Genomic DNA, 23,694 nt, shown 5'->3' with positions numbered 1-23,694 from the left:
TGAATACCGATCATGCCCGGCCGACCTCGTCTGACTTCATGCTGTGCGGCTCTGGTCGCCGGCCTGCTCGGCGTTGGCGTTCTCGTCGGTGCGCGCGGAACGCCGCACCATTCGCCCGGCGCGGCCTATGCCGCCACGGGCCTGCCCGACCGTATCGTGCTCACCCCCGGCGCCGATCCGGCCCGCGAACTGGCGGTGGCCTACCGCACGGACAGCCGCCAGGCCGTCGCCGAGGTGCAACTGGCCCCCGCGCTGGACGGCCCCGACCCGGAGGCGCGCGCCCGCCCGCTGGGCGGCAGCAGCCGGCTGTTCGCCACGGAGAACGGCGACGCCTACTACCACCGGGTGCGCTTCACCGGCCTGCAACCGGATACCGCCTATCTCTACCGGGCGAAGGGCGCGGACGGCTGGAGCGAATGGCTGCAGTTCCATACCGCCGCCGCCGGTTTCAAACCCTTTCGCTTCATCTATCTGGGCGATGTCCAGGACGACATCCTCACCCTCGGCTCGCGCACCATCCGCCAGGCTTTCCTTTCCACCGCCAGCCCTGCCCTGGTGGTTCACGCGGGCGACATGGTTTCGCAGGACAAAACGTTGATCCACGACGACGAATGGGGCGAGTGGAACCAGGCGGGCGGCTTTTACTATGCGCAGGTGCCGCAGTTGCCCGCCATCGGCAACCACGAATACCTCAAGACGTGGAATCCGCTCGAGGGCAAGGGACGCCGGCGTAGCCCGCACTGGCCGCTGCAGTTCGTGCTGCCGGACAATGGCGCGCACGGCGTCGAAGGCACCAGCTATTACGTGGATTTCCAGGGCGTGCGCTTCATCGTCCTGGACGGCACGGCCGCCCTGCACCTAGGCGCGCTGGAGAGCCAGAAACAGTGGCTCGAGGCGAGTCTGCGGGACAGTTCGGCGCGCTGGAACGTGGTGATCGATCACCAGCCGATCTTCACCTGCGCCCGACCGAAGGACAGCGAAGTCCTCAAGGCGGCATGGAAACCGGTCCTCGAAAAATACAACGTCGATCTCGTGCTGCAGGGACACGACCATTGCTACAGCCGCCTCAGCGCCGAGGCGGGGCACGAGGCGGCGCTCGCCGCGCGGGCGGCCGGCGCCGTGCAGGGGCCGGTCTACCTGGTGTCCGTCGCCGGTTCGAAGATGTACCGGCTGAACGACAGGGCCCGCCGCCAGCCCGACCGGGTCGCCGAAGACACCCAGTTCTACGAGACCGTCGAAGTCGAGTCACAGCGCCTGGCCGTTCGCACCTATACGGCCAGCGGCCGGCTCTACGATGCCTTCGATCTGCTGCGCGACGCTCAGGGCGGCAAGCACCTGATCGAACCCGTCGCGAACCTGCCGGCCGAGCGCACCTGCGACGGCGAGCAGGGCCCCGATGGCCTGCCCTGTACGGCATTGGGCAACGCTCGCGGTTAGAAGGCCTTCGATGCGGGGCCAGGCCTCCGATACGTCCACCTTGTCCGGGCAGGCAGGGTGGACTGTGTCGCGATTGCATGCCGGGCGTCCGCTCGGGCGCTTCGACGGAAATGTCGATGCCTGCTTCGACGCTCAGGGTCAGTCTTCCATCTCCCGAGCATGCGTACCACGGAGCAGAACTCGCGCCGCCATTGCAGGTCATGGCCACCTCCCGGCGACACGTAATTCCAGGCATGGAGGCCATCGATGCGTCGAACCGGTCGGGAACGCGGGTTCATTTCGGAAAGACCATGCTGCCCCGCGGGCTATGCTCGATGGGGGTGCCATGGACCGATGTTCGGGATATCCGTCGCGGGCCGGTCCTGGCCGCATCCATGCCCATCCACCCGAGAGGAATCGCCATGGCTCGCCAATACAACCGACTGGACAAGGACAAGGCCGCAGTGCTGCTCGTGGACCATCAGGCCGGGCTGTTGTCGCTGGTGCGCGACTTCACGCCCGACGAATTCAAGAACAATGTGCTGGCGCTCGCCGCTATCGCCAAGTTCTTCAAGCTGCCGACCATTCTCACCACCAGTTTCGAGAGCGGCCCCAACGGCCCGCTGGTGCCCGAACTCAAGGCCCTGTTCCCGGATGCGCCGTACATCCCCCGGCCGGGCCAGATCAACGCCTGGGACAACGCCGACTTCGTCAACGCGGTCAAGGCCACCGGGCGCCGGCAACTGATCATCGCCGGAGTGGTGACCGACGTGTGCGTGGCCTTCCCGACCCTGTCGGCGCTGGAGGAGGGCTTCGAGGTGTTCGTGGTGACCGACGCTTCCGGCACCTTCAACCCGGTGGTGCGCGATACCGCGCTGAACCGCATGAGCCAGGCCGGCGCGCAATTGCTGAACTGGTTCGCCGTGGGCTGCGAACTGCACCGCGACTGGCGCAACGATATCGAGGGGTTCGGCGGGCTGCTCGGCGGTCACCTGCCGGCCTACGCCAACCTGATGCAGAGCTACGCCGCCAACAAGAGCTGATCCGGCCGGCTGCCGGTCCGGCGGGATCGCGCGGCGGGAAGGCGTCCGTATCCCGGCGGATACGGACGCCTTCGCTTCACGCGAAGGAGAAGGCCTCCCGGAAGCGCCGCAGGGCTGTTTCGGAATCGCCCGAGGCCCAGCCCTCCAGGCCGACGACGCCGCCGTAGCCCATCTCGCGCAGGGCCTTGGCGATGGCGGGATAGTTTATCTCGCCGGTGCCGGGCTCCATGCGGCCCGGAACGTCGGCGACCTGGATCTCGCCGATGGCGGGGCCGGCGCGGCGGATCAGTTCGATCAGGTTTCCCTCGCCGATCTGCGCGTGGTAAAGGTCCAGGTTCATCTTCAGGTACGGGCTGTCCAGTGCCTCGACCAGCGCCAGGGTGTCCGCGGCCCTGGCGAAGGGCGTGCCCGGATGGTCGACCGGGAGATTCAGGTTTTCCAGCAGGAACACCTTGCCGGCCGTTTCGCCCAGGCGGGCGATCTTCTCCAGGGTCTTGCAGGCCGTCAGCCACATGCGTCCGCTGACCGTCTCGACCGGCCTGACCGGCAGCCCCTTGCCGTCCAGCCCGGTGCCGTGCAGGTTCAGGCTCGGACAGTTCAGCCGCTCGGCGATGGCGATGGACTCGCGCGCGCTGTCGAGCAGCGCCCCGATCCCGTCGGGCTCGGTCAGGTTGCCCGAGATGTAGCCGGTCATGGACGTGAAGTCCGCGCCGGTGGCCACCAGGGCCGAGATGTCCTTTTGCGTCCAGTCCCAGATTTCGACGCTGAAGCCCAGCTCGCGGATGCGCTCGACGCGCTCCACGAAGGGCAGGTCCAGAAAGACCATTTCGGCGCTGATCGCCAGTTTGAAAGGCGTGCTGCTCATGTCGCGTTCCTCAGAGTTGGATGGCCTTGCCCTGTTCGACGGACTCGATGCAGGTACAGGCGATGGCCAGGGCCGCGCGGGCGTCCTCGCCGGTCGCCCGCGGGGTTTCGCCGCTGCGCAGGCAGTGGGCGAAGTGGTTCAACTCGGCGATGTAGGCGTCGCGCAGCAGGTCGGTGTCCATGCGCTGGGTGTCGGCCCGAATGCCGTCGCTGCCGTAGCTCAGCAGGTCGCTTTGGGCGATGCTGCCCATGCTCAGCATGCCGGCGCTGCCGAACACCTCGGCGCGCACGTCGTAGCCGTAGACCGCCTGGAAACTGGCCTCGGCGACGGCGATCGCGCCGTTGTCGTAGCGGATGCTGACCACGGCGGTATCCAGCAGCCCCCTGTCCTTGTATCGCGGGGCGATCAGGGCGTCGGCCATGACGTGGACTTCGGTCGCCCTGGCGCCCGGATTCAGGTAGTTCAGGGTGTCGAAATCGTGGATCAGGGTTTCCAGGAAGATGCCCCACTTGCGAAAGCCCGCCGGATTGCCGAAGGCCGGATCGCGGGTCAGCGAGCGCAGCGACTGCGGCGTGCCGATGCGGCCGGCCGCGACCGCTTCGTGGGCGGCGCGGAAGCTTTTGGCGAAACGGCGGTTGAAGCCGCACTGGAGGATCACGCCGGCTGCTTTCGCCGCGGCGATGGCCCGGTCGATCTCTTCCATGCTCCAGGACATGGGCTTCTCGCAGAAGATGCCCTTGCCGGCGCGGGCGGCGCCGACGACCAGTTCGCAGTGCAGGGCGGAGGGCGCGCCGATCAGCACGCCGTCGATGTCCGGATCGTCCAGCAATTGCTGCGGATCGCTGTAGACCTTCGCTACCTCCAGTTCCTGCGCCAGGCGGGCCGCCTGGCCCGGCGTCGGGTCGGCGATGGCCGCCAGGCAGGCGCCGGGAACGTGGAGGGCCGCGGTCCGGCCATGGAAGCTGCCCATGCGGCCGGCGCCGATGAGGCCGAGTCGGAGGGGTTTGGTCGCGTTCATTGGATGATTCCTTGTTCTTGTCGTTTCTCGAATCGCGGACGGAGCCGATGGCGCCGCCCTCGGATGCCTGGTAGCAATCCCTGCGCCAAAAACATAATTCATTGATATTCAAGTGATTTCATGAAAGGCTTGATCGATGAGTGTCCAGTCTGATGACATGTTCTGGAGTACATGTAAAAAATATGGACACCAACGAGGAAGCGCTCCATGCCGGTCACACGACTAGAAACGGCCTGCCCCCGGGAAGACCTCGACTACATCGCCTCCATCGGTTCGGTTGATCTGAGCGAGGGGCCTGTTCCCGAGGTCGAGCAGGCCTGGCGGGCCTGCCTGGACGGGCGGCACGAGCGGCCGGCCGGGGTCAGGCCGGTCATCTGGGACTCCTGGCGGCGCTGCGTGCGGGCCGGGCTCGAGCCCGACGGCTTCGAGTACCGTTTCGTCGACGCCGCCGTATTGGCCGAGAAGCTGAAAAGCAACCGCCTGCTGATCGAGACCGCCGCGGAAGTCATGCAGGGGCTGCTCGCTTACAACCCCAGGGGACACATAAACCTGACCGACGCCGAGGGCGTCACGCTGCACTTCTGCGGTCTGGACATCACCCCGGTGGGCAGCGTGCTCCTGGAATCGCTGCAGGGAACCAACTGCACCGGGCTGGCCATCGCGGAAAACCGCCTGGTGTACGTGCTGTCGGAGGAGAATTTCGGGACCTGGCTGCGCCAGCGCCGCATGCACTGCGCCGCCGCGCCGATCCGCGATCTCGGCGGACGCACCCTGGCGATCCTGACCCTCACGGCGGAACCCGGCCGGTTCCACTTTCACACCCTGGGGACCGTCCAGGCGGCGGCCGAGGCGGTTTCCCGGCAGATGGCCCTGCAAGCTTTGCTGGAAGAGCAGCGGACGCTGCTCGAAGTGCTCAACGAAGGTCTCGTCGTGCTCGACGAGCGGGGCTGCATCAAGGCCCTCAACCGCTATGCCCGGCAACTGTTCCGGGTGGAGCGCGACCTGCTCGGCGCGCCGTTCCACCGCCTGGGCCGCGGCGAACGGGTGGACAGCCTGCTGCTGCGGGCGGACGAGGGCCTGCACGACCTGGACATCACCCTCCAGCTCCATGACGGCACGCACCTGTCATGCCTGGCTTCCGTCTGCCCCACGGAGCGGGGCGGGCGGATCGTCTCCCTGCGGGAAAACCGGCGCATCCGCGAAATCACCCGGCGCATCATCGGCACCCAGGCCAGCTACACCTTCGAGACCATCCTGGGCGGCTCGCGGGCCATGCAGGACACCCTGCGGCTGGCGCGGATCGCCAGCCGGGGCGACTCGACCACCCTGATCCTGGGAGAAAGCGGCACCGGCAAGGAGCTGTTCGCCCAGGCCATCCACAACGCCAGCGAGCGTTGCGGCGGCCCCTTCGTGGCGGTCAACTGCGGGGCCATCCCGCGCGACCTGGTGCAGAGCGAACTGTTCGGCTACATCGAGGGCGCCTTCACCGGCTCGGCGCGAGGCGGTTCGGCCGGGAAGTTCGAGCTGGCCGACGGCGGCACCATCTTCCTGGACGAGATCGGCGACATGCCCTTCGACGCCCAGGCCAGCCTGCTGCGGGTCTTGCAGGAGGGCGAGGTCACCCGGGTCGGGGCGAAGCGCTCGCAGCCGGTGGATGTGCGCATCGTCGCGGCGACCAACCGCAACCTGAGCCGGGCCGTCGCCGACGGCAGCTTCCGGGAGGACCTCTATTACCGGCTCAACGTGCTCAGCCTCAGCGTCCCGCCGCTGCGGATGCGCCGGGAGGATATTCCGACCCTGGCGCAGCACTTCCTCGAACGCTGCGCCCGGTCGCTGCGCAAGCCCGTGCGGGGCATCGTCCGGGAGGCGCTGGACATCCTCATGGCCCATGCCTGGCCGGGCAATGTCCGCGAACTGGAAAACACCATCGAGCGGGCCGCCAACCTGGCCGGCGGCGAACTGATCGAGGCGGAGGACCTGCCCCTCGAACTTGCCCAGGTCGCACGCCGGGCGGCGGAGCCGGCGGTGCGCTGCGGGGCGGCCATGGACCTGGGCAGCCATGAAATGAACGCCATAGCCGCGGCCCTGCGGGAGTGCCGGGGCAACGTTCGCCTGGCCGCGAAGCGGCTCGGCGTCTCGCGGGGCGGGCTGTACAACAAGATGAACCGTTACGGCCTGAGCGCCGACGCCTTCCGCTCGGGACGGGGCTGACCGCTTGCCCCGCCCGAGGTGGCGGCGGAGGGCGTTGAAGGTCCCGGCGGACGGACGTTCCCGCATTCGCGCCGGGGACGACTCAGGGTTGCAGCGTTCGGGCGAAGGAGGAATCGATCACCGTGTCGACCTTGAAGGCCTTGGGCAGGGCGCCGGTTTCCCGCAGGAAGTCGGCGGTTTCCTGATAGTCGCGGGCGGCCTGGTCGTCCACCGGGCCCACGGTCATGTCGGCCTGGCCGATCCAGTGGCGGGATACCTCCGGGTCGAGGTTGGCCTTCTTCGCCCAGAGCTCGGCGTACTCGCTCTTGTGTGTCTCGACCCAGGCGCGCGCCTGCTTGAGGCGGCCGAGGAAATCGGCGATGGCGGCGCGCTTGGGCTCGACGGACGCGGCGTTGGCGGCGATGCTGGAAAGTCCCGGCATCAGGCCCTTGGAGGTGAGCAGCGGGCGCGCGCCGGAGAAGAGGATCTGCTGGGAAATGTACGGCTCCCACACCGGGAAGGCGTCGATGCTGCCCCGCGGCAGCGCGGCGGCGGCGTCGATCGGCATCAGTTTGACGAACTCGACGTAATCGCCGGGCAGGCCGGCCTTCTGCAGGGCACGCAGGGTCAGTTGCTGGCTCCAGGCGCCCGGCCAGTAGGCGACCTTCTTGCCCTTGAGATCCTCGATGCCCTTGGCCGGCGAGTCCTTGGGCACCAGCAGGGCGATGGTGTCCGGGTTCTGCCGGGAGATGCCGATCAGCTTGACCGGCGCACCCTTGGCGGCGAGGAAGATGAATCCCGAGTCGCCGAGAAAGCCGAGGTCCAGCGCCCCGGCGTCCAGTCCCTCGGCCAGCGGCGCGGCGGACTGGAAGTGCTTCCATTCGACCTGGTAGGGGGCGCCCTCCAGCGCGCCGGAGGCCTCCAGCGAGGCGCGCACGTTGTAGTAGTTCTGGTCGCCGATGCGCAGCACGGCGTCGGCGGCCTGGCTCAGGGGCGCGACCAGCAGCAGGCCGGCCAGGCCGTTGCGCAGAAAACGCGGAAACTTCATGGATATTCCTCTTCAGGGCTTGGCCGGCTGTCGGGCCAGGCTCGCCGGTTGTGCGGCCGGATCGATCCGGAAGCTGTGGTCGAAGGTCGGCGCCACGTCCAGGCGCTTGGGCAGCAGGGCATGGGCCTGGTAGAAATCGGCGGTCTCCTGCTGCTGGGCGATGGTCGCCTCGTCCAGCGTCTGCCAGCGCAGCTCGCGGCGGGCGAAGGACAGCCGGGCCGCGTCCTCGGGGAAGCCGATGATGCGTGCCAGGGTCTTGGCGTAGTCGTCGAGGTGCGCGTAGGCCCATCGCTGGGCGCCGCTCAGACGCTGCAGGTAATCCTGCAGGGCCTCGCGGCGGGCCGGGTCGGCCAGTGCCTTGTCGGTGGCGGCGAGGTAGCTGTTGCCGGCCCACAGGCCGCGGCCGTCGACCAGTACCCGGCCCTGGCCGCTGGTTTCCATCTGCGCGGTGTAGGGCTCCCAGGTCGACCAGACGTCCACCGCGCCGTTGGCCAGGGCGATCTTCGCGTCCACCGGGCCGAGAAAGCGGAATTCCACGTCCTGTTCGGTCAGGCCGGCCTTTTCCAGTGCCTTGAGGGCGACGAAGTGGCCGATCGAGCCGCGTCCGGTGGCGATGCGCTTGCCCTTGAGATCGGCGCCGCCGCGCAGCGGGCTGTCCTCGAGCACCAGCAGCGCGGTGCCGTAGGGGTTGGATTTGTTCACCGCGATGGCCTTGACCTGGGCGCCGGCGGCCAGGGCGAACAGCAGCGGCGCGTCGCCGATGATCCCGGCGTCCACCGCGCCGGCGTTGAGGGCTTCGGCCAGCGGCGCGGCGGCGGGGAACTCCGCCCACTGGATGACGTAGGGCAGATCCTTCAATGCATCGGCCGCTTCCAGTTGGGCGCGCATGTTGCCCTTCTGGTCGGCGATGCGCAGGGTCAGCGGCTCGGCGGCCTGGGCGCCGTGCAGGAACAGGGCCGCCAGTGCGGCGAACAGGATGGGGCGTTTCATGGGCGATCCTCGGTGAACAGACTGGAATCGGCGAGAGCCCGGACATCGACGGGCTTCGGCAGGATCTTCTCCTCGTGGAACAGGTCGGCCACCTTCTGCACGCTGTCGAGATCCGCGGCGCTGACCGGACGCAGGCCCTTCGAGCCGCGGCCGGCGATCAGGGCGGCGGTTTCCGGGGGCAGGTGGGTGAGTTCGGCGTAGACCCTGGCGTATTCCTGCGGATGGTCGATGGCCCACTGCCGGGCCTTGGCGAAGCGCCGTACCACGTCCGCGATCGCCGCGCGCTTGGCCGGATCGGCGAGGGACGACTCGGTGGCGGTGACGAACGACAGCGCCGTGGTCAGGCCCTCGCCGTTGCGCAGCAGGCGGGCGCCATTGCGCTCGGCGGTGCCCAGGTAGGGGTCGAAGACCGCCCAGGACTCGATCTGCCCGCTGTTGAAGGCCGCGCTGGCGTCGGTCGGCAGCACGAACTTGACGGTCACCTCGTCGCGCCGCAGGCCGGCTTCCTCCAGTGCCGCATAGAGCAGGTGCTGGGAGATGCTGCCCCGCGCCGAAGACACCACCACGCTGCGGCCCTTCAGGTCGGCCACGCGCCGCAGCGGCGAATCGGCCTGGACCAGCAGGCCGTTGGAACTGCCGAAGCCGATGTTGGTGGCGATGATCTTCAGGGGCACGCCGCCGGCCGCCGCGGCCAGCACCGGCAGGTCGCCGGCGTAGGAGGTATCGACCGCGCCGGCGCGCTGGGCTTCGAACAGCGGCGCGGCGCCCTGGAAGTTGGCCCAGCGGTAGGCATAGGGGGCATCCTCGAGCACGCCGGCGGCCTCGACCAGGGAGCGCAGGTTACGCACCTGGTCGCCGAGCACCAGGGTCACCTTGCCGAGGTCCACGGGCTCGGCGGCCTGCGCGGCATGGCCGAGGAGCAGCAGGGCCGCCATGGCCAGCGCCTGGCGGAAAGGCTTTTTCGATGGCATCGTTTCGCTTTCCCCGTTACAGCCGGAAGCCCGGATCGTCGCGCTCCAACTGGCGCAGGTAGGCGTCCCAGTGGGATTGCGGACGGCCCTGGGCGATGGCGAGGTCGAAACCCCGCGCGGCCTTTTCCGCCACTGCCTCGGAGGGGAAGCGCAGCGCCGCGCCGCCGGACTGCGCGGCCAGTTGGGCGGCGCAGGCGCGCTCCAGGAAGTAGAGGTTGTAGAAGGCTTCCTCGATGGTCCGGCCGCTGGTGAGCAGGCCGTGGTTGCGCAGGATCAGCGCATCGTGCTCGCCGATGTCGGCGATCAGCCGTTGCTGTTCGTCCAGGTCCAGGGCGATGCCCTCGTAGTCGTGGTAGGCCAGGCGCTTGTAGAAGCGCATGGCGTGCTGGGAAATCATCAGCAGGCCGTCCTGCTGCGCCGACACGCCGATGCCGGCCGTGGTGTGGGTGTGCAGCACCGCGTGGGTGTGTTCGCGGGCGCGGTGGATGGCGCTGTGGATGACGTAGCCGGCGCGGTTGATGCCGAGGCCCGTGGGGTCGTCGAGCAGGGTGCCGTCGATGTCCACCTTGACCAGGCTGGAAGCGGTGATTTCGTCGAAGGCCAGGCCATAGGGGTTGATCAGGAAGTGCCGGTCCGGCCCCGGCACCCGTATCGAGAAGTGGGTATAGATGTGGTCGGTCCAGCGCAGCCGGGCGGCCAGGCGATAGGCGGCGGCCAGCTTGACGCGGGCCTCCCACTCGGCGGCGCTGACGCGCCCCCTGACGGAGGCGATTCGGGTGATGGCGTTCATGCGGTGTTCTCCTACCGGGCCGCCTGCGCGGCCGGTGACTGCAGATAAGCGTTGAAAGAGGCGTCGAACAGGCTGGCGGCCGGATAGCCCTTGATCAGGCCGATCCGGCTGAAGAAATCCACGGTCTTCTGGGCCTCGGCGATGGCCGCCTCGTCCACCGGGCGCACCCGGATGGCGGCGCGGGCGAACCAGCGGCGCGCCACTTCGCGGTCGGCGCGGGTCAGTTCGGCCCAGGTGTCGGCGTAGCGTTCGCTGTTGGCCGGGTCGCTCAGTACCCAGTCGCGAGCCTGGCGCAGGCGGCGCAGGAAGTCGCCGAGCAGCTCGCGCTTGGCGGCGATGGCCTTGTCGGTGGCGACCACGAAGGTCTGCGCCGGGATCAGCTCCTCGGCGGTGGCCAGCACGCGGGCGCCCTGGAGCTCCTGCTGGGTGACATAGGGCTCCCAGGTGGCGATCACGTCCACCGAGCCGCCTTCCAGGGCATGCGAGGCATCCAGCGCGCCGAGGTAGCGCAGTTGCACCTGTTCGGGCGAAACCCCGGCCCGTTCCAGGGCGGTGAACAGCAATTGCTGGCTCCAGGAGCCTTTCCAGATCGCCGCGCTATGGCCGCGGATGTCTTCCAGGCGACGGATGGGCGAGTCCTTGCGCACCAGGATTGCGACCCCCTCGCGGTTCTGCTGGCTGATCCCGATCACCTTGATCGGCGCTCCCAGCGCGCCGAGGAACAGCGGCGGGGCGTCGCCCAGCAGGCCCACGTCCAGGCTGCCCACGTTGAGCGCCTCGGCCACCGGCGAGCCGGCGGTGAACTGCTTCCATTCCAGTTCGTAGGGCAGGTCGGCGAGCACCCCGGCGGCCTCCATGACCGTGCGCGCATTGAAACTCTGGTCGCCGACCACCAGGCTGGCGGCGAACGCCTGGACGCCGGCGAGCAGGGAACCGCCGAGCAGCGCGGCGCCGAGCAGGCGCTTGAAGCCTTTTCCAGTCATGTTCCGTTCCTCAGGTGTAGGCCCGCACCGGCGGGTACTGGCCGTTCAGGGCGTATTCGCCGACTTCCAGCAGCTTGTGGGCGAGCGGGTCGTGCAGGCTGTGGGTGCGCGTGTCGCGCCAGAAGCGGTCGAAGGCGTAGCGGTTGTGGGTGGCGCGCGCGCCCATCACCTCGAACACCCGGCTGGTGACATCGAGCGCGGTGCGCGCGGCGAGCACCTTGGCGCTGGCCACCTCGACGGCGGCCTCGCCGCGCAGTTCCGGGGTGAAGGCCTCGTCCGCGGCGAGCAACTCGTCGACCTTGAGCGCGGCGCGGTCGGCCAGGGCGATGGCGCCCTGCAGGGCGATCCACAGCTCGCCGAACTGGCTGACCAGCAGCGGGTCCCGATGGGCCTCGTCGACCCCCGCGTGCAGCCAGGCGCGGCCTTCGCGGTGCACGTAGGCGCGCGCCGCGCGCAGCGCGCCGAGGGCGTTGCCGAGGTAGAACTGGGTGAAGGCGGACTGGTTGACCGGGGTGCGGATCACCGCGGAGAAATCGCTGCCGTCCTCCAGGTCGTTGGCGATGACTTCGCCGGGTTCGGCGCGCACCTCGCTCAGGACGAAGCTGCCGCTGTCGCTGCGCTCCACGCCGAAATGGTCCCAATCCTCGGCGTAGTGCAGGCCGGGACGGTCGGAAGGGATCAGCGCCATCAGCCGCTGGCCGTCGTGGGCATGGCGCGCGCTGACGCTGAGCAGATCGGCGAAGGCCGCGCCGCTGCAGAAGCCCTTGCGGCCGTTGAGGCGGAAACCCTCGCCGTCCGGCGTGGCGAGGATGTCGTCGTCGCGCGGATTGACCACCCCGGCCAGCCACAGCCGGCGTTCGGCGATCTCCGCCAGAAGGCGGTCGCGGCGCGGCTGCGGCTCGCGGCGCAGGTTGACCAGGTTGAGCTGGTGGTAGCCATAGAGCATGCCGACCGAGCCGTCGCCGGCGGCCAGTTCGCGGATGGTGCGCACGATCAGCGACCAGCGCTGGCCGGCGCCGCCCAGCTCGCGGGGGATCGCCAGATTGGTCAGGCCGCTGTCCTTGAGGCGCCGCAACTGGGTGTCGGGACGTTCGCGGGTGCGGGTGCGGCGGGCGATGTCGCGGGCGAATTCCTCGCCGATCCCATGGGCCAGCGCCAGCCAGTCTTCGGGGGTGGATGGGCTGCCCATTCAGGCCTCCAGGGGGCCGAGGCCCAGGTGTTCGCGCAGGGTCGCGCCCTCGTAGGCGCGGCGGTAGAGGCCCAGGCGCTGCAGGTGCGGCACCACGCTCTCGGCGAATTCGGCGAAGGAGCCCGGCAGGTAGCCGGGGGAAATCACGAAGCCGTCGCAGCCGCCGGCGTTGAAGATCTCCGCCAGTTGCTCGGCGATCTGCACGCCGGTGCCCACCAGTTGCGGCACGCGCACGCTGCTGGCGAAGGTCTGCGCCAGTTCGCCGAGGCTCAGCGAGGCGCCCAGCGAGCGCAGTTTCTCGGCGACCGCCGGCGGCGTTTCGGGGTGCGCGGCGATGCTTTCCAGGCGGCTGTCCGGGGCGAAGGCGGAGAAGTCGAAGTTGAGCTGTGCCGACAGCGTCGCCAGGCCGATCTGCGGGTGCGCCAGGGCGTTGTGGCGGTCGCGCTTGGCGCGCGCCTCGGCCTCGCTGCCGCCGATGAAGGGCATCACCGCGGTGAGGATCTTGCACTGCTCCGCCGCGCGGCCCTGGGCGACCACCTGCTGGCGCACGTCGTCGCGGAAGGCGCGCATCGCCGGCAGGTTGCCGTGGATGCTGAAGATGGCCTCGGCCCAGCGCGCGCCGAAGCGCCGGCCGCGACCGCTGGAGCCGGCCTGGATCAGCACCGGGCGGCCCTGCGGGGTGCGCGGGATGTTCAGCGGCCCCTCGACGCGGAACCACTCGCCCCGGTGGGCGACGTCGCGCACCCCGGCCGGGTCGGCGAGGATGCCTTGCTCGCGGTCGAGCTTGAGCGCGCCCGGCGCCCAACTGCTCCACAGCTTCAGGGCGACCTCGACGAACTCGTCGGCGCGGTCGTAGCGCAGGTCGTGCTCCAGGTGGCGGTCCTTGCCGAACAGCCGGCCTTCGCTGTCGTTCATCGAGGTGACGATGTTCCAGGCGGCGCGCCCGCGCGACAGATGGTCGAGGGTGGCCAGCGAGCGGGCCACGTGGACCGGCTCGTAATAGGTGGTGGAGCGGGTGACGCCGAGGCCGAGCCGGCTGGTCTGGCCGACCAGGTAGGAGAGGATCGGCAGCGGGTCGAGGCGGGTGGCGTCCTGGGCGCCGTGGCGCAGCGCCAGCTCTCGGGAGCCGCCCAACTGGTCGCCGATGGCGAAGCGGTCGGCGAAGAACAGCAGGTCGAACAGACCTTCTTCCAGTACCTTCGCGCTGCGCGCGTAGTACTCGGGTTCGAGGAAGTTGCCCTGGGTTTCCGGGTGCCGCCAGGCGGCATGGCTGTGGACGACGGGGCCGGCGAGCAGGAAGCCGGCCAGGTGGATCTGGCGGCTCATCGGTCGGTCTCGCGGCGGGATCGGGGCAGTGGGCTCGCCGGGGCGAGCAGCGGATCGGTCATGAAGCGGTCTCCACGAAAGGGTGTGGAGCGCTCCGCTGGTGCGGTCGCGCCGGATGCTGCGGCGGGGAAGGGGTCAGGCGCGGCGGGCGCTGTTTCGCAGGTCGCGTTCGGCCGCCTTGGCGCGGATCAGCGGGATCAGCTCGCGGCCGTAGTCGACGGCGTCGTTGAGCGGGTCGAAGCCGCGGATCAGGATGTTGCGGATGCCCAGGTCGTAGTAGTCGATCAGGGCGTCGGCGACCTGTTCCGGGGTGCCGACCAGCGCGGTGGAGTTGTGGCCGCCGCCGACCAGCCCGGCGATACCGGTCCACAGGCGCTTGTCGACCCGCTCGCCCTGGGCCACGGTGGCGCGCAGGCGCTGGGCGCCGATGCTTTCCGGCTTGAGGGAGAGTTCCGGTCGGGCCACTTCGTGACGCGCGCGGGCGCGGCTCAGGATGACCTCGGCCTTGGCCCAGGCGGCGTCCTCGGTGGCGGCGACGATCGGCCGGAAGGACACGCTGAACTCGATGTCGCGGCCGTGCCCGGCCGCCTCGGCGCGCACGCGCTCGACCAGCTCGCGGGTCTGCTGCAGGGATTCGCCCCACAGCATGTAGACGTCGGCGTGCTTGCCGGCGACGCGGATGGCGGCGTCCGAGGCGCCGCTGAAATACACCGGCAGGTGCGGCTTCTGCTCGCTCTTGACCGCCGAGAAGGCCTGCTCGACCCGATAGAACTCGCCCTTGTGGTCGAACGGCTGTTCCGAGGTCCAGGTCTTCCTCAGCACCTCGAGGAACTCGTCGGTGCGCGCATAGCGCTGGTCGTGGTCGAGGAAGTCGCCGTCCTTGCGCTGCTCGCTGTCGCTGCCGCCGCTGATCACGTTCAGCGCCAGGCGGCCGTCGAGCAACTGGTCGAGGGTCGCCAGCTTGCGCGCGGCCAGGGTCGGCGCGACGAAGCCCGGCCGGTGCGCCAGCAGCAGGCCGATGCGGCTGGTGGACAGGCCGGCCAGGGCGGTGACCAGGAAGCCGTCGGGCTGATCGGACCAGTAGCCGACCAGGATGCGGTCGAAACCGGCGTTCTCGTGCGCCTGGGCGAAGTTGCGGATGTAGTTCTTGTCGAATACCGGCCCTACCGGGGCTATGGTTTCCGAGGAAAGTCGATGGCCGATCATGCCGAGAATCTGAACGCTCATGTGCCGGGCTCCTGCCTGTGTGAGGGTTGGAAAGGACAAGACCCGGTTCTTCTCTTATAAGAAAAGGATCTTGTCCGGCTGGTTGCTTAGAAGGCTACAGAGCATCATTAGATGATGGAAATTCATTTTTTGCATATTCTAATATGCTTGAAGTGAATGTGTTGCGGCGCCGGAGCGCCCGGCCCCGGGCTCCCACGCAGGAGCGTGGGAGCCATCAACGGCGAGGATGATCGTGCCCAGGCCCCTGCGCTCGTCGTTATACACAACTCCAGTCCCCACAGGTCTATACCCAAAAGGGATTCGTGGAGAATGACGATGAACTGGGCAGAGGAAGAAATGCAGACCGCCGACCTGGGCGATGAGCGCCTGAATGTACGGGTAGCCAAGGTCCTGGAGCGGTTGGGAGCGCACCCGGGGAGCAGCATTCCCGCGGCCTGCCGGGGCTGGGCGGAAACGATGGCGGCCTATCGGTTCTTCGACCACGAGAAGGCAACATTCGAGACGGTGCTGACACCGCATCGGGATGCCACGCTGCAGCGCATGGAGTGTTGCCCGGTGGTGTTGCTGGTACAGGACACCACCGAGCTCGACAAGTGGGTGAGCCTGGGCCCCAAGGGCGTGGGCACGCTCAAGGAGCAGCAGAAATACCCGCGTCGGTTGCATCCGACCGTGGCCTTTACCCCAGAACGCATCTGCCTTGGGGTCGTGGAGGCCTTGTGGTGGAGCCGCGACGAACCGAGTCCGCGCAAGGCGCGTCGTGGCAAGGGCGTGGACGAGAAGGAGAGCCGGCGCGGGATCGACAGTTACCAGGCTAGCTGCGCGTTGCAGGGGCAGATCCCCAAAACGCAATTGGTGAACCTCGCCGATGCGGAAGGGGATCTGTATGAATGGTTCACCGAGTATGCGGAAGTCGCACCGTCCACGCGGGCGCAGTGGATCGTGCGTGCGGCACAGGATCGACGCGTGCTGACGGGCGATGCCGACAAGCTATGGGCATCGCTGGCCATGGCGCCGGGTCTGGGGCAGCTCGCCGTCGAGGTCCGGGCACGCCCGAAGCGCCCGGCCCGGCAGGCCCGGGTCACGTTGCGTTCGGCCACTGTCGTGCTGCGTCCCCCCGCTCGAATCGGTCGCCACTTGCCGGAAGTCTCCGTCAATGCCGTGCTGGCCCGCGAAGAGAATCCTCCGGAGGGCGTCGAGCCGCTGGAGTGGCTGTTGCTGACCAGCTTGCCGGTGGGCAGCCTGGAACAGGCCTCTACGATTGTCGCCTGGTATGCCGTGCGCTGGTATATCGAGATTTACTTTCATGTCCTGAAAAACGGCTGTCAGATCAATTGCCTGCAACTGGAAACCGAGGAGCGGCTACTGCCTTGCATCGGGCTTTACCTGGTGGTTGCCTGGCGAGTGCTGTACAGCCTGATGCTCGGACGTGCCTGCCCGGAGCTGAATTGCGAGTTGATTTTCGAAGCCCGGGAGTGGCGGGCCGCCTACCTCGTGATCAAGCGCTGCCCACCGCTGCCGGTGCCACCTCGACTGGGCGAGATGGTTGAGTGGGTGGCCGGTCTGGGCGGCTATCTGGGGCGCAAACACGATGGCCCACCCGGCCCCAAGGCCATGTGGATCGGATTGCAGCGATTGCGGGAGTTTGTCATTGCACTGGAAGCACGCGATGCGCTCGCCGGAACTTATGTATAACGACGAGCGCGAGGGCGTGGGCACGTTGCATCTGCTCCTGCACCCCTAGCCGGCAAGCAGCCGGCCGAAAACCTTGAAAGGATCGGGTTTGCAAGGTGCTTTCCCCGGCCTTTGCGACAGGAGACAGAGGTTTCAGAACAGCGACAGCGGGTACTGGACGATCAGGCGTTGCTCGTTGAACTGGTTGTCGCTGCCGTAGTCGCGGCGCATGGTGGTGTTGCGCCAGCGCAGCGTCAGGTTCTTCGCTGCGCCGCTCTGCACCACGTAGGCCACTTCGCTCTCGCGGCCCCATTCCTCGCCGTCGTCGACGGCGCCGACGTGGATGTTCTTGCCGCTGATGTAGCGGGTCATGAAGGTCAGCCCCGGCATGCCCAGGGCGGCGAAGTTGTAGTCGTAGCGTAGCTGCCAGGAGCGTTCGCGGGCGTTGTCGTAGCTGGAGTTGTAGCTGTCGTTGGCCAAGGTGCCGCCGCTGGTGCCGTTGACCCGCAGCCACTTGCTGTCGCCGCTGATCCGCTGCAGGCCCAGGTAGAAGGTGTGCGCACCGGTCCGGAGCGAGAACAGCCCGGACAGCGCCTTGTTGTCCAGATGGCCTTCGAGCGCCTCGCCGTCGTCCTCGCCGTCGAAGTAGCCGATGTTGGCGCCCAGGGTCCAGTCGCCGCCCAGCGGCTGGCTGTGCTGGAGCTGGATGTAGCGCTGCTTGTAGATGTCCTTCAGGCGCGCGTACCAGACGCCGACCAGGGTGCGCTTGCCGTTGAAGCTGTATTCGAGGCCGCCGAAGTCGAAATCGTCGGAGGTGCGGTCGCTGGTGTAGGGACTGGTGCCGAACAGGGTCATCTCCTCCATGCTGCCGTCGTCGCGCGGGCTGTTGCCGGTGATGTGGCCGGCGTAGAGGGTGAGGTTCTCGATTTCCTTCGAGGTGAGCATGGAGCCGCGGAAGGTCTGCGGCAGCGAGCGGCCGTCGTCGGAGCGCAGGATCGGCAGTACCAGCGCCCATTCGCCGGCGCGCAGTTCGGTTTCCGAGAGCTTCAGCTTGCCGGCCACCGCCAGGCGGCCGAAGCGGTCGGCGGGCTTGCCGTCGTGGTCGAGCGGCAACAACTGGGTGCCGCCGGTGCCCTTGCCGCCGTCGAGCTTGACGGAGTAGAGGCCGAGCACGTCGAGGCCGAGGCCGAGTGGGCCCTCGGTGTAGCCGGACTTGAGGTCGAGGAGGAAGTTCTGGGTCCACTCCTCGGCCTTGCTGCGGGTGGCGTTGTCGCCCTTGAAGTCGCGGTTGATGAAGAAGTTGCGCAGGGTCAGGGTGCCCTTGGCGTCTTCGACGAAGCCTGCGGCCTGGGCGCCGCCGGCGGCGATGGCCAGGGCGAAGGCGAGGGTGGCGGAAGAATGCGACGGAAAGCCTGGAGGCGTGTTTTTCATTGTTGTTGTCATCGGCGAAGCTTCACTGGAAAAGGTGCAAAAGATCCCCTCCGCGATCGCGGATGCATCGGGCGAAGGGAAAGGCCCGTTTGTGCGCTGACGGGCCGGGATGATCAGGACATGAAAATTCATCCATCCGGTGGGACGGCGGACGGGCGAGAGCGCCGCCATGGGCGGCTGCCGGGCGGAATGTGCATGCTGTCTTCCTTGTTTATTGTTGTATGACGCGTGACAGTCGGCGGCGATGCGCGGAACTCAGGTGTGGCCGGGCCAGAGGGTTTCGGGGATGCATACCGCGCCGTCGAACAGCAGCCGTGCCGTGCGCAGCAGCCCGCAGCCGGCCGGTTCGCTGCCCCGTTTGCGCAACTCGACGGTGAACTCGCCGGTGGGGTGCTCGACGGACAGGCGTATGCGCTCGCGCTGCTCGACCCTGGCCAGGCCGTCGGCCACCGAGCCTTCGATCAGGCAGGCCGAGGCGACGCTGACCGCGCCGAACACGCCGATGGAGGTGTGGCAGCGATGCGGAATGAAGGTCCGGCTGCTGATGGCTCCGCCTTTTTGCGGCGGCGCGATCAGACACATCTTGGGAACCGTGCGCCGGATCACGTCGCCCAGGTTCATGCGCGGTCCGGCCTGCAGGCGGATCGATTCGAGCACGGCCTTGAGTGCGTCGTCGGCATCCAGCTCTTCGCTGCTCTCGTAGCCGCTACGCCCGACCCTGGCCGCCGGGACGAGGACCACGGGCATGCCGTTGTCGATGCAGGTCACCTCGACGCCGTCGAAGGCATCGCGGGCATTGCCCGTGGGCAGCAGCGCGCCGCAACTGGAGCCGGCGATATCCTCGAATTCGACAATGATCGGCGCGGCGCTGCCGGGCACGCCATCGATGCGCGCCTCGCCGGCGTATTGAACCCTCGCGCTCGGCGTGGGTACCTGGGCGATGGCGATCTGTCCGGTGTTTTCCATGAAGATGCGCACCGGGGTGGTATCGCCCCGGACGGGCACCAGGCCGCGCTCGATGGCGAAGGGGCCGACGCCGGCCAGGATGTTGCCGCAGTTCTGGCCGAAGTCCACGCGCGGCTCCTCGACCGCGACCTGGGCGAACAGATAGTCCACGTCGGCGTTCGCCCGCTCGGAAGGCTTGACGATGGCGACCTTGCTGGTCAGCGAGTTGGCGCCGCCGATACCGTCGATCTGCCGTTTGTCCGGCGAGCCCATGCAGGCCAGCAGGACCCGGTCGCGCAGGGCGGCATCAGCCGGCAGATCCCGGGCCAGGAAGAAGGCGCCCTTGGAGGTGCCGCCGCGAATCAACATGCAGGGAATGCGAGTCTGGCTCATATCGTGTTCCTGGTCTGGCCTGGTCCGGGAGCCCGCCCGTTGCCGGGCGGCGCCTCCCGTACCCAGGCGCTTCAGCGTTCCAGTTCGTCCGGACTGTCGACGTAGCGCAGGCCCTTTTCGGCCAGCCGGGCGCGCATGTCGTAGATGTCCAGGCCCAGTTCGCCTTCGGCCAGGCGCACGCGCTTCTGCTCTTCGACATCCGCCCGCTTGCGGCTGGCCTCGACGACCTGGGGCACTTCGCCGCGGCGGACCACTACCACGCCATCGTCGTCGGCGAGAATCACGTCCCCCGGGTTGACCAACTGTCCGGCGCAGACCACGGGAAGGTTCACCGAGCCGAGGGTTTCCTTGATGGTCCCCTGGGCATTGATCGCGCGCGACCAGACGAAGAAGCCCATCTCGCGCAGCGTGCGGGTATCCCGGACGCCGGCATCGATCACCAGCCCGCGTACGCCGCGGGCTTTGAGCGAGGTGGCGAGCAGATCGCCGAAATAACCGTCGCTGCAGGCCGAACTGGGTGCGACGACCAGGACGTCGCCCGGCCGGCACTGCTCCACCGCGACGTGGAACATCCAGTTGTCCCCCGGCGCCACCAGCACGGTGACCGCCGAGCCGCTGATCGCGACATCCTGCTGGATCGGGCGGACGGCCGGATCGAGCAGCCCCTTGCGGCCCTGCGCCTCGTGTACCGTGGCCACCCCGTAGAGCGTCAATTCGTCGATCAGGTCCGCCTCGGCGCGGGGGATGTTGCGCACGACGATGCCGGTCTTGCCGATCAGACTGCTCATGCCAGATTCTCCGTGACGCGCGGGAAGACGCTCTGATAGCCCTCGGCGTAGACGATGTTCTTGCTCGAGGCGATGCCGACGTTGCGCTTGGCCTGCACGCCCCGCTGCAGGGCCACGCGGGTGTAGTACTCCCAGAGGTGTTCCTGACCGGCCATGCACTGGATGGCCGCGTACTTCCTGTCCCATACCTCGGTGATGTCCAGCAGCACGTCCGGACACCATTCGCACTGCTCGGGCTGGTGCGGCTCGAAGCTGTAGACCGGCGGGGCGGCGACGATCTTCTCGCCCGGCTTGTAGCCTTCGGCCTGGGCGATGATGCGGGCTTCCTGGGTCAGGTGCATGGCCAGCGGGTGATCGTAGTTGTAAGGGTCCTTCGGCGAGTGGCTGAGTACGAACTCGGGCTGCACGCGACGCATGACGTCCGCCAGGCGGAACAGGCTGTCCTTGTCGGCGCGCATCGGATAGTCGCCGAGATCGAAGAACTCGACGCTGGCGCCCAGCAGGTCGGCTGCCGCCTGGGCTTCTTCCCGGCGCGCGGCCTTGACCTTCTCTTCCGTCATGCCGCCTTTGCGCCAGAGTTTGGCGGACTCGCCACGCTCGCCGAAGGACAGACAGACGATCTGCACGGCGTACCCCTGCAGGGCGTGCAGCGCGATGGCGCCGCCGGCCCGCCAGACGAAATCGGCGGAATGCGCGCTGACCACCAAGGCTGTTTTCTTGCTCGAATCGTTCATATCGGGCTCCTCGTGTTTTGAAAAAGGGTGGCATGCCCGAAACGCGCCGAATAATGCGTTCAATTGGATGAGGTATGCGTTTTACTTATGAGGCTTGCGAGCGCATAGTGCGCTTTCCTTCCCGCCCCGCGAGTGGAACGCTGCATGTCGTTCGCCGAATATCCCAACCTGATGCAGATTCGCGCCTTCGTGCGAGTGGCCGAGCTGGGCAGCGTGTCCAGGGCTTCCAGGGTGCTCTACCGGGCGCAATCGGTGGTCACCCGGGCGATCGCGGATCTCGAGAAACGTCTCGGCGTCGTGCTGTTCGAACGCCACGCCAACGGCATGCGGCTGACCGACCACGGCAGGCACGTCCTGCCCAGGGCGCAGCAGACGCTCGCCGAGATAGCGATGGTCCCCCAGGTGCTGGGAAACACCGCCGAGCCGCTCTATCTGCTGCACGCCGGCCGGCTGGAGCTGTTCGTGAAGCTCTGCGAGACCCGCCACATGCAAACCGTGGCCAACGCTTTCGGTCTGACCCAGCCGGCGGTGAGCGCGGCGCTCAAGGTCCTGGAGAGCGGCTGCGGGCATCTTCTGTTCGAGCGCACGCCCCACGGCCTGCAGCCGACCCGGAGCAGCGAAGAAATCCTGCTCCATATCCGCCGGGCGCTGAACGAGCTGCGCCATATCGATGCGGACATCGCCGCCCTGTGCGGCACGCTGCAGGGCAGGGTCAGCGTGGGGGCCCTGCCGCTCGGGCGAACCCGCATCCTGCCCGAGGCCATCGTCCGCCTGACCACAGCCCATCCGGGGGTGCGCGTGGCGACCATCGAAAGCCCCTTCGATCTGCTGGCCACCGAACTGCGCGCCGGCGACATCGACTTCGTGCTCGGCGCCCTGCGGCCTTCCGAATACGCCAGCGATCTGCACGGCGAGCGGCTGCTGAGCGAGGATCTGGTGGTGCTGGCGCGGCGGGACCATCCGCTGTTGCGCCGGGATATCGCGCCGAGCGATCTCGGCCGGGCCCGCTGGGTGCTGCCGCGAGCCGGCGCGCCCGCCCGGCAGCAGCTCGACGCCTGCCTCGCCGAACTCGGCGTCGGCGCTCCCCGGCCCATCGTGGAGACGGGGGATCTGGCGATCATCCGTGGCCTGCTCCTGCAGTCCGACATGATCGCCGCCGTTTCGGCGCATCAACTGGAATACGAAATCGCCGCCGGCGAGCTGTGGCCCTTGCCCCTGCAACTGCGTGGCACGAACCGCGCCATCGGCCTGATCTACCGCACCGGCTGCCGGCATTCGCCGCCGGCCGAGGCCCTGATGCGACAGGTGCGCGAAGTCGCCGGAGAGCTGGGGGCCTGAAGCCGGCGGCCCCCGCCGTAGCGGCGCGGGGAGTCCGTCCGGCCGTCGATCAGCGTTTGCCGGCCACCGAGTAGAGGACCTGCCGGTTGCGGGTCTTCTGGAACTCCTCGAGCGACTGGCCGCGCATGGCCGAATAGATGTGCAGGTTGGAGACGCCGACGACCGCGCCGAGCTTTTCCAGCACGAAGAAGCTCGCCCCGTACTGGATCAGGGCGCGCCAGTCGAGGCGGCGGAGCATGTCGCGCTCCTGCTCGCTGAGCCGGTGTTCTTCGAACAGGGTTTCCGGCTCTTCCTTGAAGCGCTCGCGGAAGGCGGGCGAGATCAGCCCGTGCAGGAACTTGTTCAGCCGGTAGCCCTTGGCGCTGCGCGCCAGGTCGAACGGGTAGGTGCCTTCGAGCCGGTCCGCTCCGGCCAGTTGATGGTCCATGTGCCGACGGTGGCGCTCATGCAGGTCCACCGGCACTTCGCGGTCCCGATTCTCCAGGATCAGGGTGGCGATCCCGGTCATCGACGGCAGGTAGTAATCCTGGTGCACCTTCTTCACCGTGGCGGACAGGGCGCCGCGCATGATCAGCCACATGATCACCTCGGCACCTTCCACGCCGCCGAGGGCTGCGTATTCGGCGACGGTCAGCTCGGTCAGGCGCACCGGATCGTTGACCAGCAGATCGACGAACTGGGCGTCCCATTGCGGGTCGTTGAAGCCGCACCGCTCGCCGTGGACCTGATGCGAGAGGCCGCCGGTCGACACGATCGCCACCTTCAGATCCTCGGGGTAGCTCTCGATGGCCCGGCGCAGTGCCTGGCCCAGCTTGTAGCAGCGGGCGGCGCTGGGAATCGGGAACTGCAGCACGCCGACCTGCAGCGGAACGATCTTCACCGGCCATCCGGAGCGGGCATCGGGCGGCAGGATCGCCGACATCGGCGAGAACAGCCCGTGGTCCAGGGGCTTGTCGCGGAAGAACGCCATGTCGAACTCGTCGGCCATCAGGCTTGCGCCGATGTGCCGGGCCAGCTCGGCATGGCCTTCGACGGCCGGCAGGGCGCGCGGGCCGCCCCCTTCGTCGGCGGGTTCGTAGCGCTCGTCCACGCCCAGGTTGAAGGCCGCGTAGTGATTGAAGAAGAACGAGGTCACATGGTCGTTGAAGATGTAGAACAGGACGTCCGGCCGCTTTTCCCGCAGCCATGCCGAGACCGGCTCGAAACTCTTGAAGATCGGCGCCCAGGCTTCGTCGTGTTGCTTGTCGTTGTCGACGGCGAAGCCGATGGTCGGTGTGTGGGAGACGGCGAGGCCGCCAATGATTCGTGCCATGAGGATTTCCTTTTTCGTGAATCGAA

At 68.1% G+C, this 23,694-nt stretch carries 20 protein-coding genes; 5 read left to right on the top strand and 15 right to left on the bottom strand.

Annotated elements, in window-relative coordinates; genetic code table 11:
• The first annotated feature begins 12 nt into the window (after window positions 1–12).
• Window positions 13–1,437, top strand: coding sequence for a purple acid phosphatase family protein (locus tag AVCA_RS14350; RefSeq protein ID WP_236616183.1), 1,425 nt, complete (start codon window positions 13–15; stop codon window positions 1,435–1,437).
• A gap of 401 nt (window positions 1,438–1,838) precedes the next feature.
• A complete protein-coding gene (ycaC, locus tag AVCA_RS14345) occupies window positions 1,839–2,459 on the top strand; it encodes an isochorismate family cysteine hydrolase YcaC (RefSeq protein WP_085930854.1) in 621 nt (206 codons plus the stop codon).
• Between the two features lie 76 nt (window positions 2,460–2,535).
• Here the strand turns inward: ycaC and AVCA_RS14340 are convergent, their stop codons facing one another.
• On the bottom strand, window positions 2,536–3,324 hold the full coding sequence (locus AVCA_RS14340; protein ID WP_012701691.1) for a TIM barrel protein: 789 nt from the start codon (window positions 3,322–3,324) through the stop codon (window positions 2,536–2,538).
• 10 nt (window positions 3,325–3,334) lie between these two features.
• A complete protein-coding gene (locus AVCA_RS14335) occupies window positions 3,335–4,342 on the bottom strand; it encodes a Gfo/Idh/MocA family oxidoreductase (RefSeq protein WP_012701690.1) in 1,008 nt (335 codons plus the stop codon).
• Between the two features lie 207 nt (window positions 4,343–4,549).
• Between AVCA_RS14335 and AVCA_RS14330 the strand changes: the two genes are divergently transcribed.
• The gene (locus AVCA_RS14330; RefSeq protein WP_012701689.1) at window positions 4,550–6,553 is read left to right on the top strand and encodes a sigma-54-dependent Fis family transcriptional regulator; all 2,004 of its coding nucleotides are present in this window, start codon (window positions 4,550–4,552) and stop codon (window positions 6,551–6,553) included.
• A gap of 82 nt (window positions 6,554–6,635) precedes the next feature.
• Here AVCA_RS14330 and AVCA_RS14325 read toward each other — a convergent pair whose 3' ends face one another.
• From AVCA_RS14325 to AVCA_RS14290, 8 genes are all read right to left on the bottom strand, one after another.
• Window positions 6,636–7,580 carry an ABC transporter substrate-binding protein gene (locus AVCA_RS14325; protein WP_012701688.1) on the bottom strand — a complete coding sequence of 315 codons (945 nt, stop codon included), beginning with the start codon at window positions 7,578–7,580 and terminating at the stop codon, window positions 6,636–6,638.
• A gap of 12 nt (window positions 7,581–7,592) precedes the next feature.
• On the bottom strand, window positions 7,593–8,570 hold the full coding sequence (locus tag AVCA_RS14320; RefSeq protein WP_012701687.1) for an ABC transporter substrate-binding protein: 978 nt from the start codon (window positions 8,568–8,570) through the stop codon (window positions 7,593–7,595).
• Complete coding sequence (locus AVCA_RS14315; RefSeq protein ID WP_012701686.1) at window positions 8,567–9,541, bottom strand: ABC transporter substrate-binding protein; 975 nt, start codon at window positions 9,539–9,541, stop codon at window positions 8,567–8,569. The genes AVCA_RS14320 and AVCA_RS14315 overlap by 4 nt, the downstream gene beginning before the upstream one ends.
• A 16-nt stretch (window positions 9,542–9,557) precedes the next feature.
• Window positions 9,558–10,331, bottom strand: coding sequence for a class II aldolase/adducin family protein (locus AVCA_RS14310; RefSeq protein WP_012701685.1), 774 nt, complete (start codon window positions 10,329–10,331; stop codon window positions 9,558–9,560).
• Window positions 10,332–10,342: 11 nt separating this feature from the next.
• Window positions 10,343–11,314 carry an ABC transporter substrate-binding protein gene (locus AVCA_RS14305; protein WP_012701684.1) on the bottom strand — a complete coding sequence of 324 codons (972 nt, stop codon included), beginning with the start codon at window positions 11,312–11,314 and terminating at the stop codon, window positions 10,343–10,345.
• 10 nt (window positions 11,315–11,324) lie between these two features.
• Complete coding sequence (locus AVCA_RS14300) at window positions 11,325–12,503, bottom strand: acyl-CoA dehydrogenase family protein (protein ID WP_012701683.1); 1,179 nt, start codon at window positions 12,501–12,503, stop codon at window positions 11,325–11,327.
• A complete protein-coding gene (locus AVCA_RS14295) occupies window positions 12,504–13,829 on the bottom strand; it encodes an LLM class flavin-dependent oxidoreductase (RefSeq protein ID WP_012701682.1) in 1,326 nt (441 codons plus the stop codon).
• A gap of 135 nt (window positions 13,830–13,964) precedes the next feature.
• A complete protein-coding gene (locus tag AVCA_RS14290) occupies window positions 13,965–15,056 on the bottom strand; it encodes an LLM class flavin-dependent oxidoreductase (RefSeq protein ID WP_012701681.1) in 1,092 nt (363 codons plus the stop codon).
• A gap of 309 nt (window positions 15,057–15,365) precedes the next feature.
• Between AVCA_RS14290 and AVCA_RS14285 the strand changes: the two genes are divergently transcribed.
• The gene (locus tag AVCA_RS14285; protein WP_012701680.1) at window positions 15,366–16,748 is read left to right on the top strand and encodes an IS4-like element ISAzvi7 family transposase; all 1,383 of its coding nucleotides are present in this window, start codon (window positions 15,366–15,368) and stop codon (window positions 16,746–16,748) included.
• Between the two features lie 132 nt (window positions 16,749–16,880).
• Here the strand turns inward: AVCA_RS14285 and AVCA_RS14280 are convergent, their stop codons facing one another.
• The 4 genes from AVCA_RS14280 to galB all read right to left on the bottom strand — a co-directional run bounded on the left by AVCA_RS14280 (window position 16,881) and on the right by galB (window position 21,018).
• Entirely contained in the window at window positions 16,881–18,170 is a 1,290-nt protein-coding gene (locus AVCA_RS14280) for an OprD family porin (protein WP_012701679.1), read from the bottom strand.
• A 243-nt stretch (window positions 18,171–18,413) separates the two neighbouring features.
• On the bottom strand, window positions 18,414–19,496 hold the full coding sequence (locus tag AVCA_RS14275; RefSeq protein WP_012701678.1) for a 4-oxalomesaconate tautomerase: 1,083 nt from the start codon (window positions 19,494–19,496) through the stop codon (window positions 18,414–18,416).
• Window positions 19,497–19,567: 71 nt separating this feature from the next.
• A complete protein-coding gene (locus tag AVCA_RS14270; RefSeq protein WP_012701677.1) occupies window positions 19,568–20,284 on the bottom strand; it encodes a 4-carboxy-4-hydroxy-2-oxoadipate aldolase/oxaloacetate decarboxylase in 717 nt (238 codons plus the stop codon).
• A complete protein-coding gene (gene galB, locus AVCA_RS14265) occupies window positions 20,281–21,018 on the bottom strand; it encodes a 4-oxalmesaconate hydratase (RefSeq protein WP_012701676.1) in 738 nt (245 codons plus the stop codon). Before galB ends, AVCA_RS14270 begins: the two co-directional genes overlap by 4 nt.
• 144 nt (window positions 21,019–21,162) lie before the next feature.
• Here galB and AVCA_RS14260 point away from each other — a divergent pair, with 144 nt between their 5' ends.
• Entirely contained in the window at window positions 21,163–22,356 is a 1,194-nt protein-coding gene (locus AVCA_RS14260) for a LysR family transcriptional regulator (protein ID WP_012701675.1), read from the top strand.
• 49 nt (window positions 22,357–22,405) lie between these two features.
• Here the strand turns inward: AVCA_RS14260 and AVCA_RS14255 are convergent, their stop codons facing one another.
• Window positions 22,406–23,668 (bottom strand): gallate dioxygenase, encoded by a 1,263-nt coding sequence (locus tag AVCA_RS14255; RefSeq protein WP_012701674.1) that lies wholly within the window; start codon window positions 23,666–23,668, stop codon window positions 22,406–22,408.
• Window positions 23,669–23,694: the final 26 nt, after the last annotated feature.

It is taken from the genome of Azotobacter vinelandii CA, from assembly GCF_000380335.1.
Taxonomy (GTDB): domain Bacteria; phylum Pseudomonadota; class Gammaproteobacteria; order Pseudomonadales; family Pseudomonadaceae; genus Azotobacter; species Azotobacter vinelandii.
This window is presented reverse-complemented; position numbering and strand designations above follow the sequence as displayed.

Coding starts and splice junctions, on each gene's coding strand:
- AVCA_RS14350 (WP_236616183.1), top strand. CDS start 13: ATGCCCGGCCGACCTCGTCTGACTTCATGCTGTGCGGCTCTGGTCGCC.
- ycaC (WP_085930854.1), top strand. CDS start 1,839: ATGGCTCGCCAATACAACCGACTGGACAAGGACAAGGCCGCAGTGCTG.
- AVCA_RS14340 (WP_012701691.1), bottom strand. CDS start 3,324: ATGAGCAGCACGCCTTTCAAACTGGCGATCAGCGCCGAAATGGTCTTT.
- AVCA_RS14335 (WP_012701690.1), bottom strand. CDS start 4,342: ATGAACGCGACCAAACCCCTCCGACTCGGCCTCATCGGCGCCGGCCGC.
- AVCA_RS14330 (WP_012701689.1), top strand. CDS start 4,550: ATGCCGGTCACACGACTAGAAACGGCCTGCCCCCGGGAAGACCTCGAC.
- AVCA_RS14325 (WP_012701688.1), bottom strand. CDS start 7,580: ATGAAGTTTCCGCGTTTTCTGCGCAACGGCCTGGCCGGCCTGCTGCTG.
- AVCA_RS14320 (WP_012701687.1), bottom strand. CDS start 8,570: ATGAAACGCCCCATCCTGTTCGCCGCACTGGCGGCCCTGTTCCTGCAC.
- AVCA_RS14315 (WP_012701686.1), bottom strand. CDS start 9,541: ATGCCATCGAAAAAGCCTTTCCGCCAGGCGCTGGCCATGGCGGCCCTG.
- AVCA_RS14310 (WP_012701685.1), bottom strand. CDS start 10,331: ATGAACGCCATCACCCGAATCGCCTCCGTCAGGGGGCGCGTCAGCGCC.
- AVCA_RS14305 (WP_012701684.1), bottom strand. CDS start 11,314: ATGACTGGAAAAGGCTTCAAGCGCCTGCTCGGCGCCGCGCTGCTCGGC.
- AVCA_RS14300 (WP_012701683.1), bottom strand. CDS start 12,503: ATGGGCAGCCCATCCACCCCCGAAGACTGGCTGGCGCTGGCCCATGGG.
- AVCA_RS14295 (WP_012701682.1), bottom strand. CDS start 13,829: ATGAGCCGCCAGATCCACCTGGCCGGCTTCCTGCTCGCCGGCCCCGTC.
- AVCA_RS14290 (WP_012701681.1), bottom strand. CDS start 15,056: ATGAGCGTTCAGATTCTCGGCATGATCGGCCATCGACTTTCCTCGGAA.
- AVCA_RS14285 (WP_012701680.1), top strand. CDS start 15,366: ATGACGATGAACTGGGCAGAGGAAGAAATGCAGACCGCCGACCTGGGC.
- AVCA_RS14280 (WP_012701679.1), bottom strand. CDS start 18,170: ATGACAACAACAATGAAAAACACGCCTCCAGGCTTTCCGTCGCATTCT.
- AVCA_RS14275 (WP_012701678.1), bottom strand. CDS start 19,496: ATGAGCCAGACTCGCATTCCCTGCATGTTGATTCGCGGCGGCACCTCC.
- AVCA_RS14270 (WP_012701677.1), bottom strand. CDS start 20,284: ATGAGCAGTCTGATCGGCAAGACCGGCATCGTCGTGCGCAACATCCCC.
- galB (WP_012701676.1), bottom strand. CDS start 21,018: ATGAACGATTCGAGCAAGAAAACAGCCTTGGTGGTCAGCGCGCATTCC.
- AVCA_RS14260 (WP_012701675.1), top strand. CDS start 21,163: ATGTCGTTCGCCGAATATCCCAACCTGATGCAGATTCGCGCCTTCGTG.
- AVCA_RS14255 (WP_012701674.1), bottom strand. CDS start 23,668: ATGGCACGAATCATTGGCGGCCTCGCCGTCTCCCACACACCGACCATC.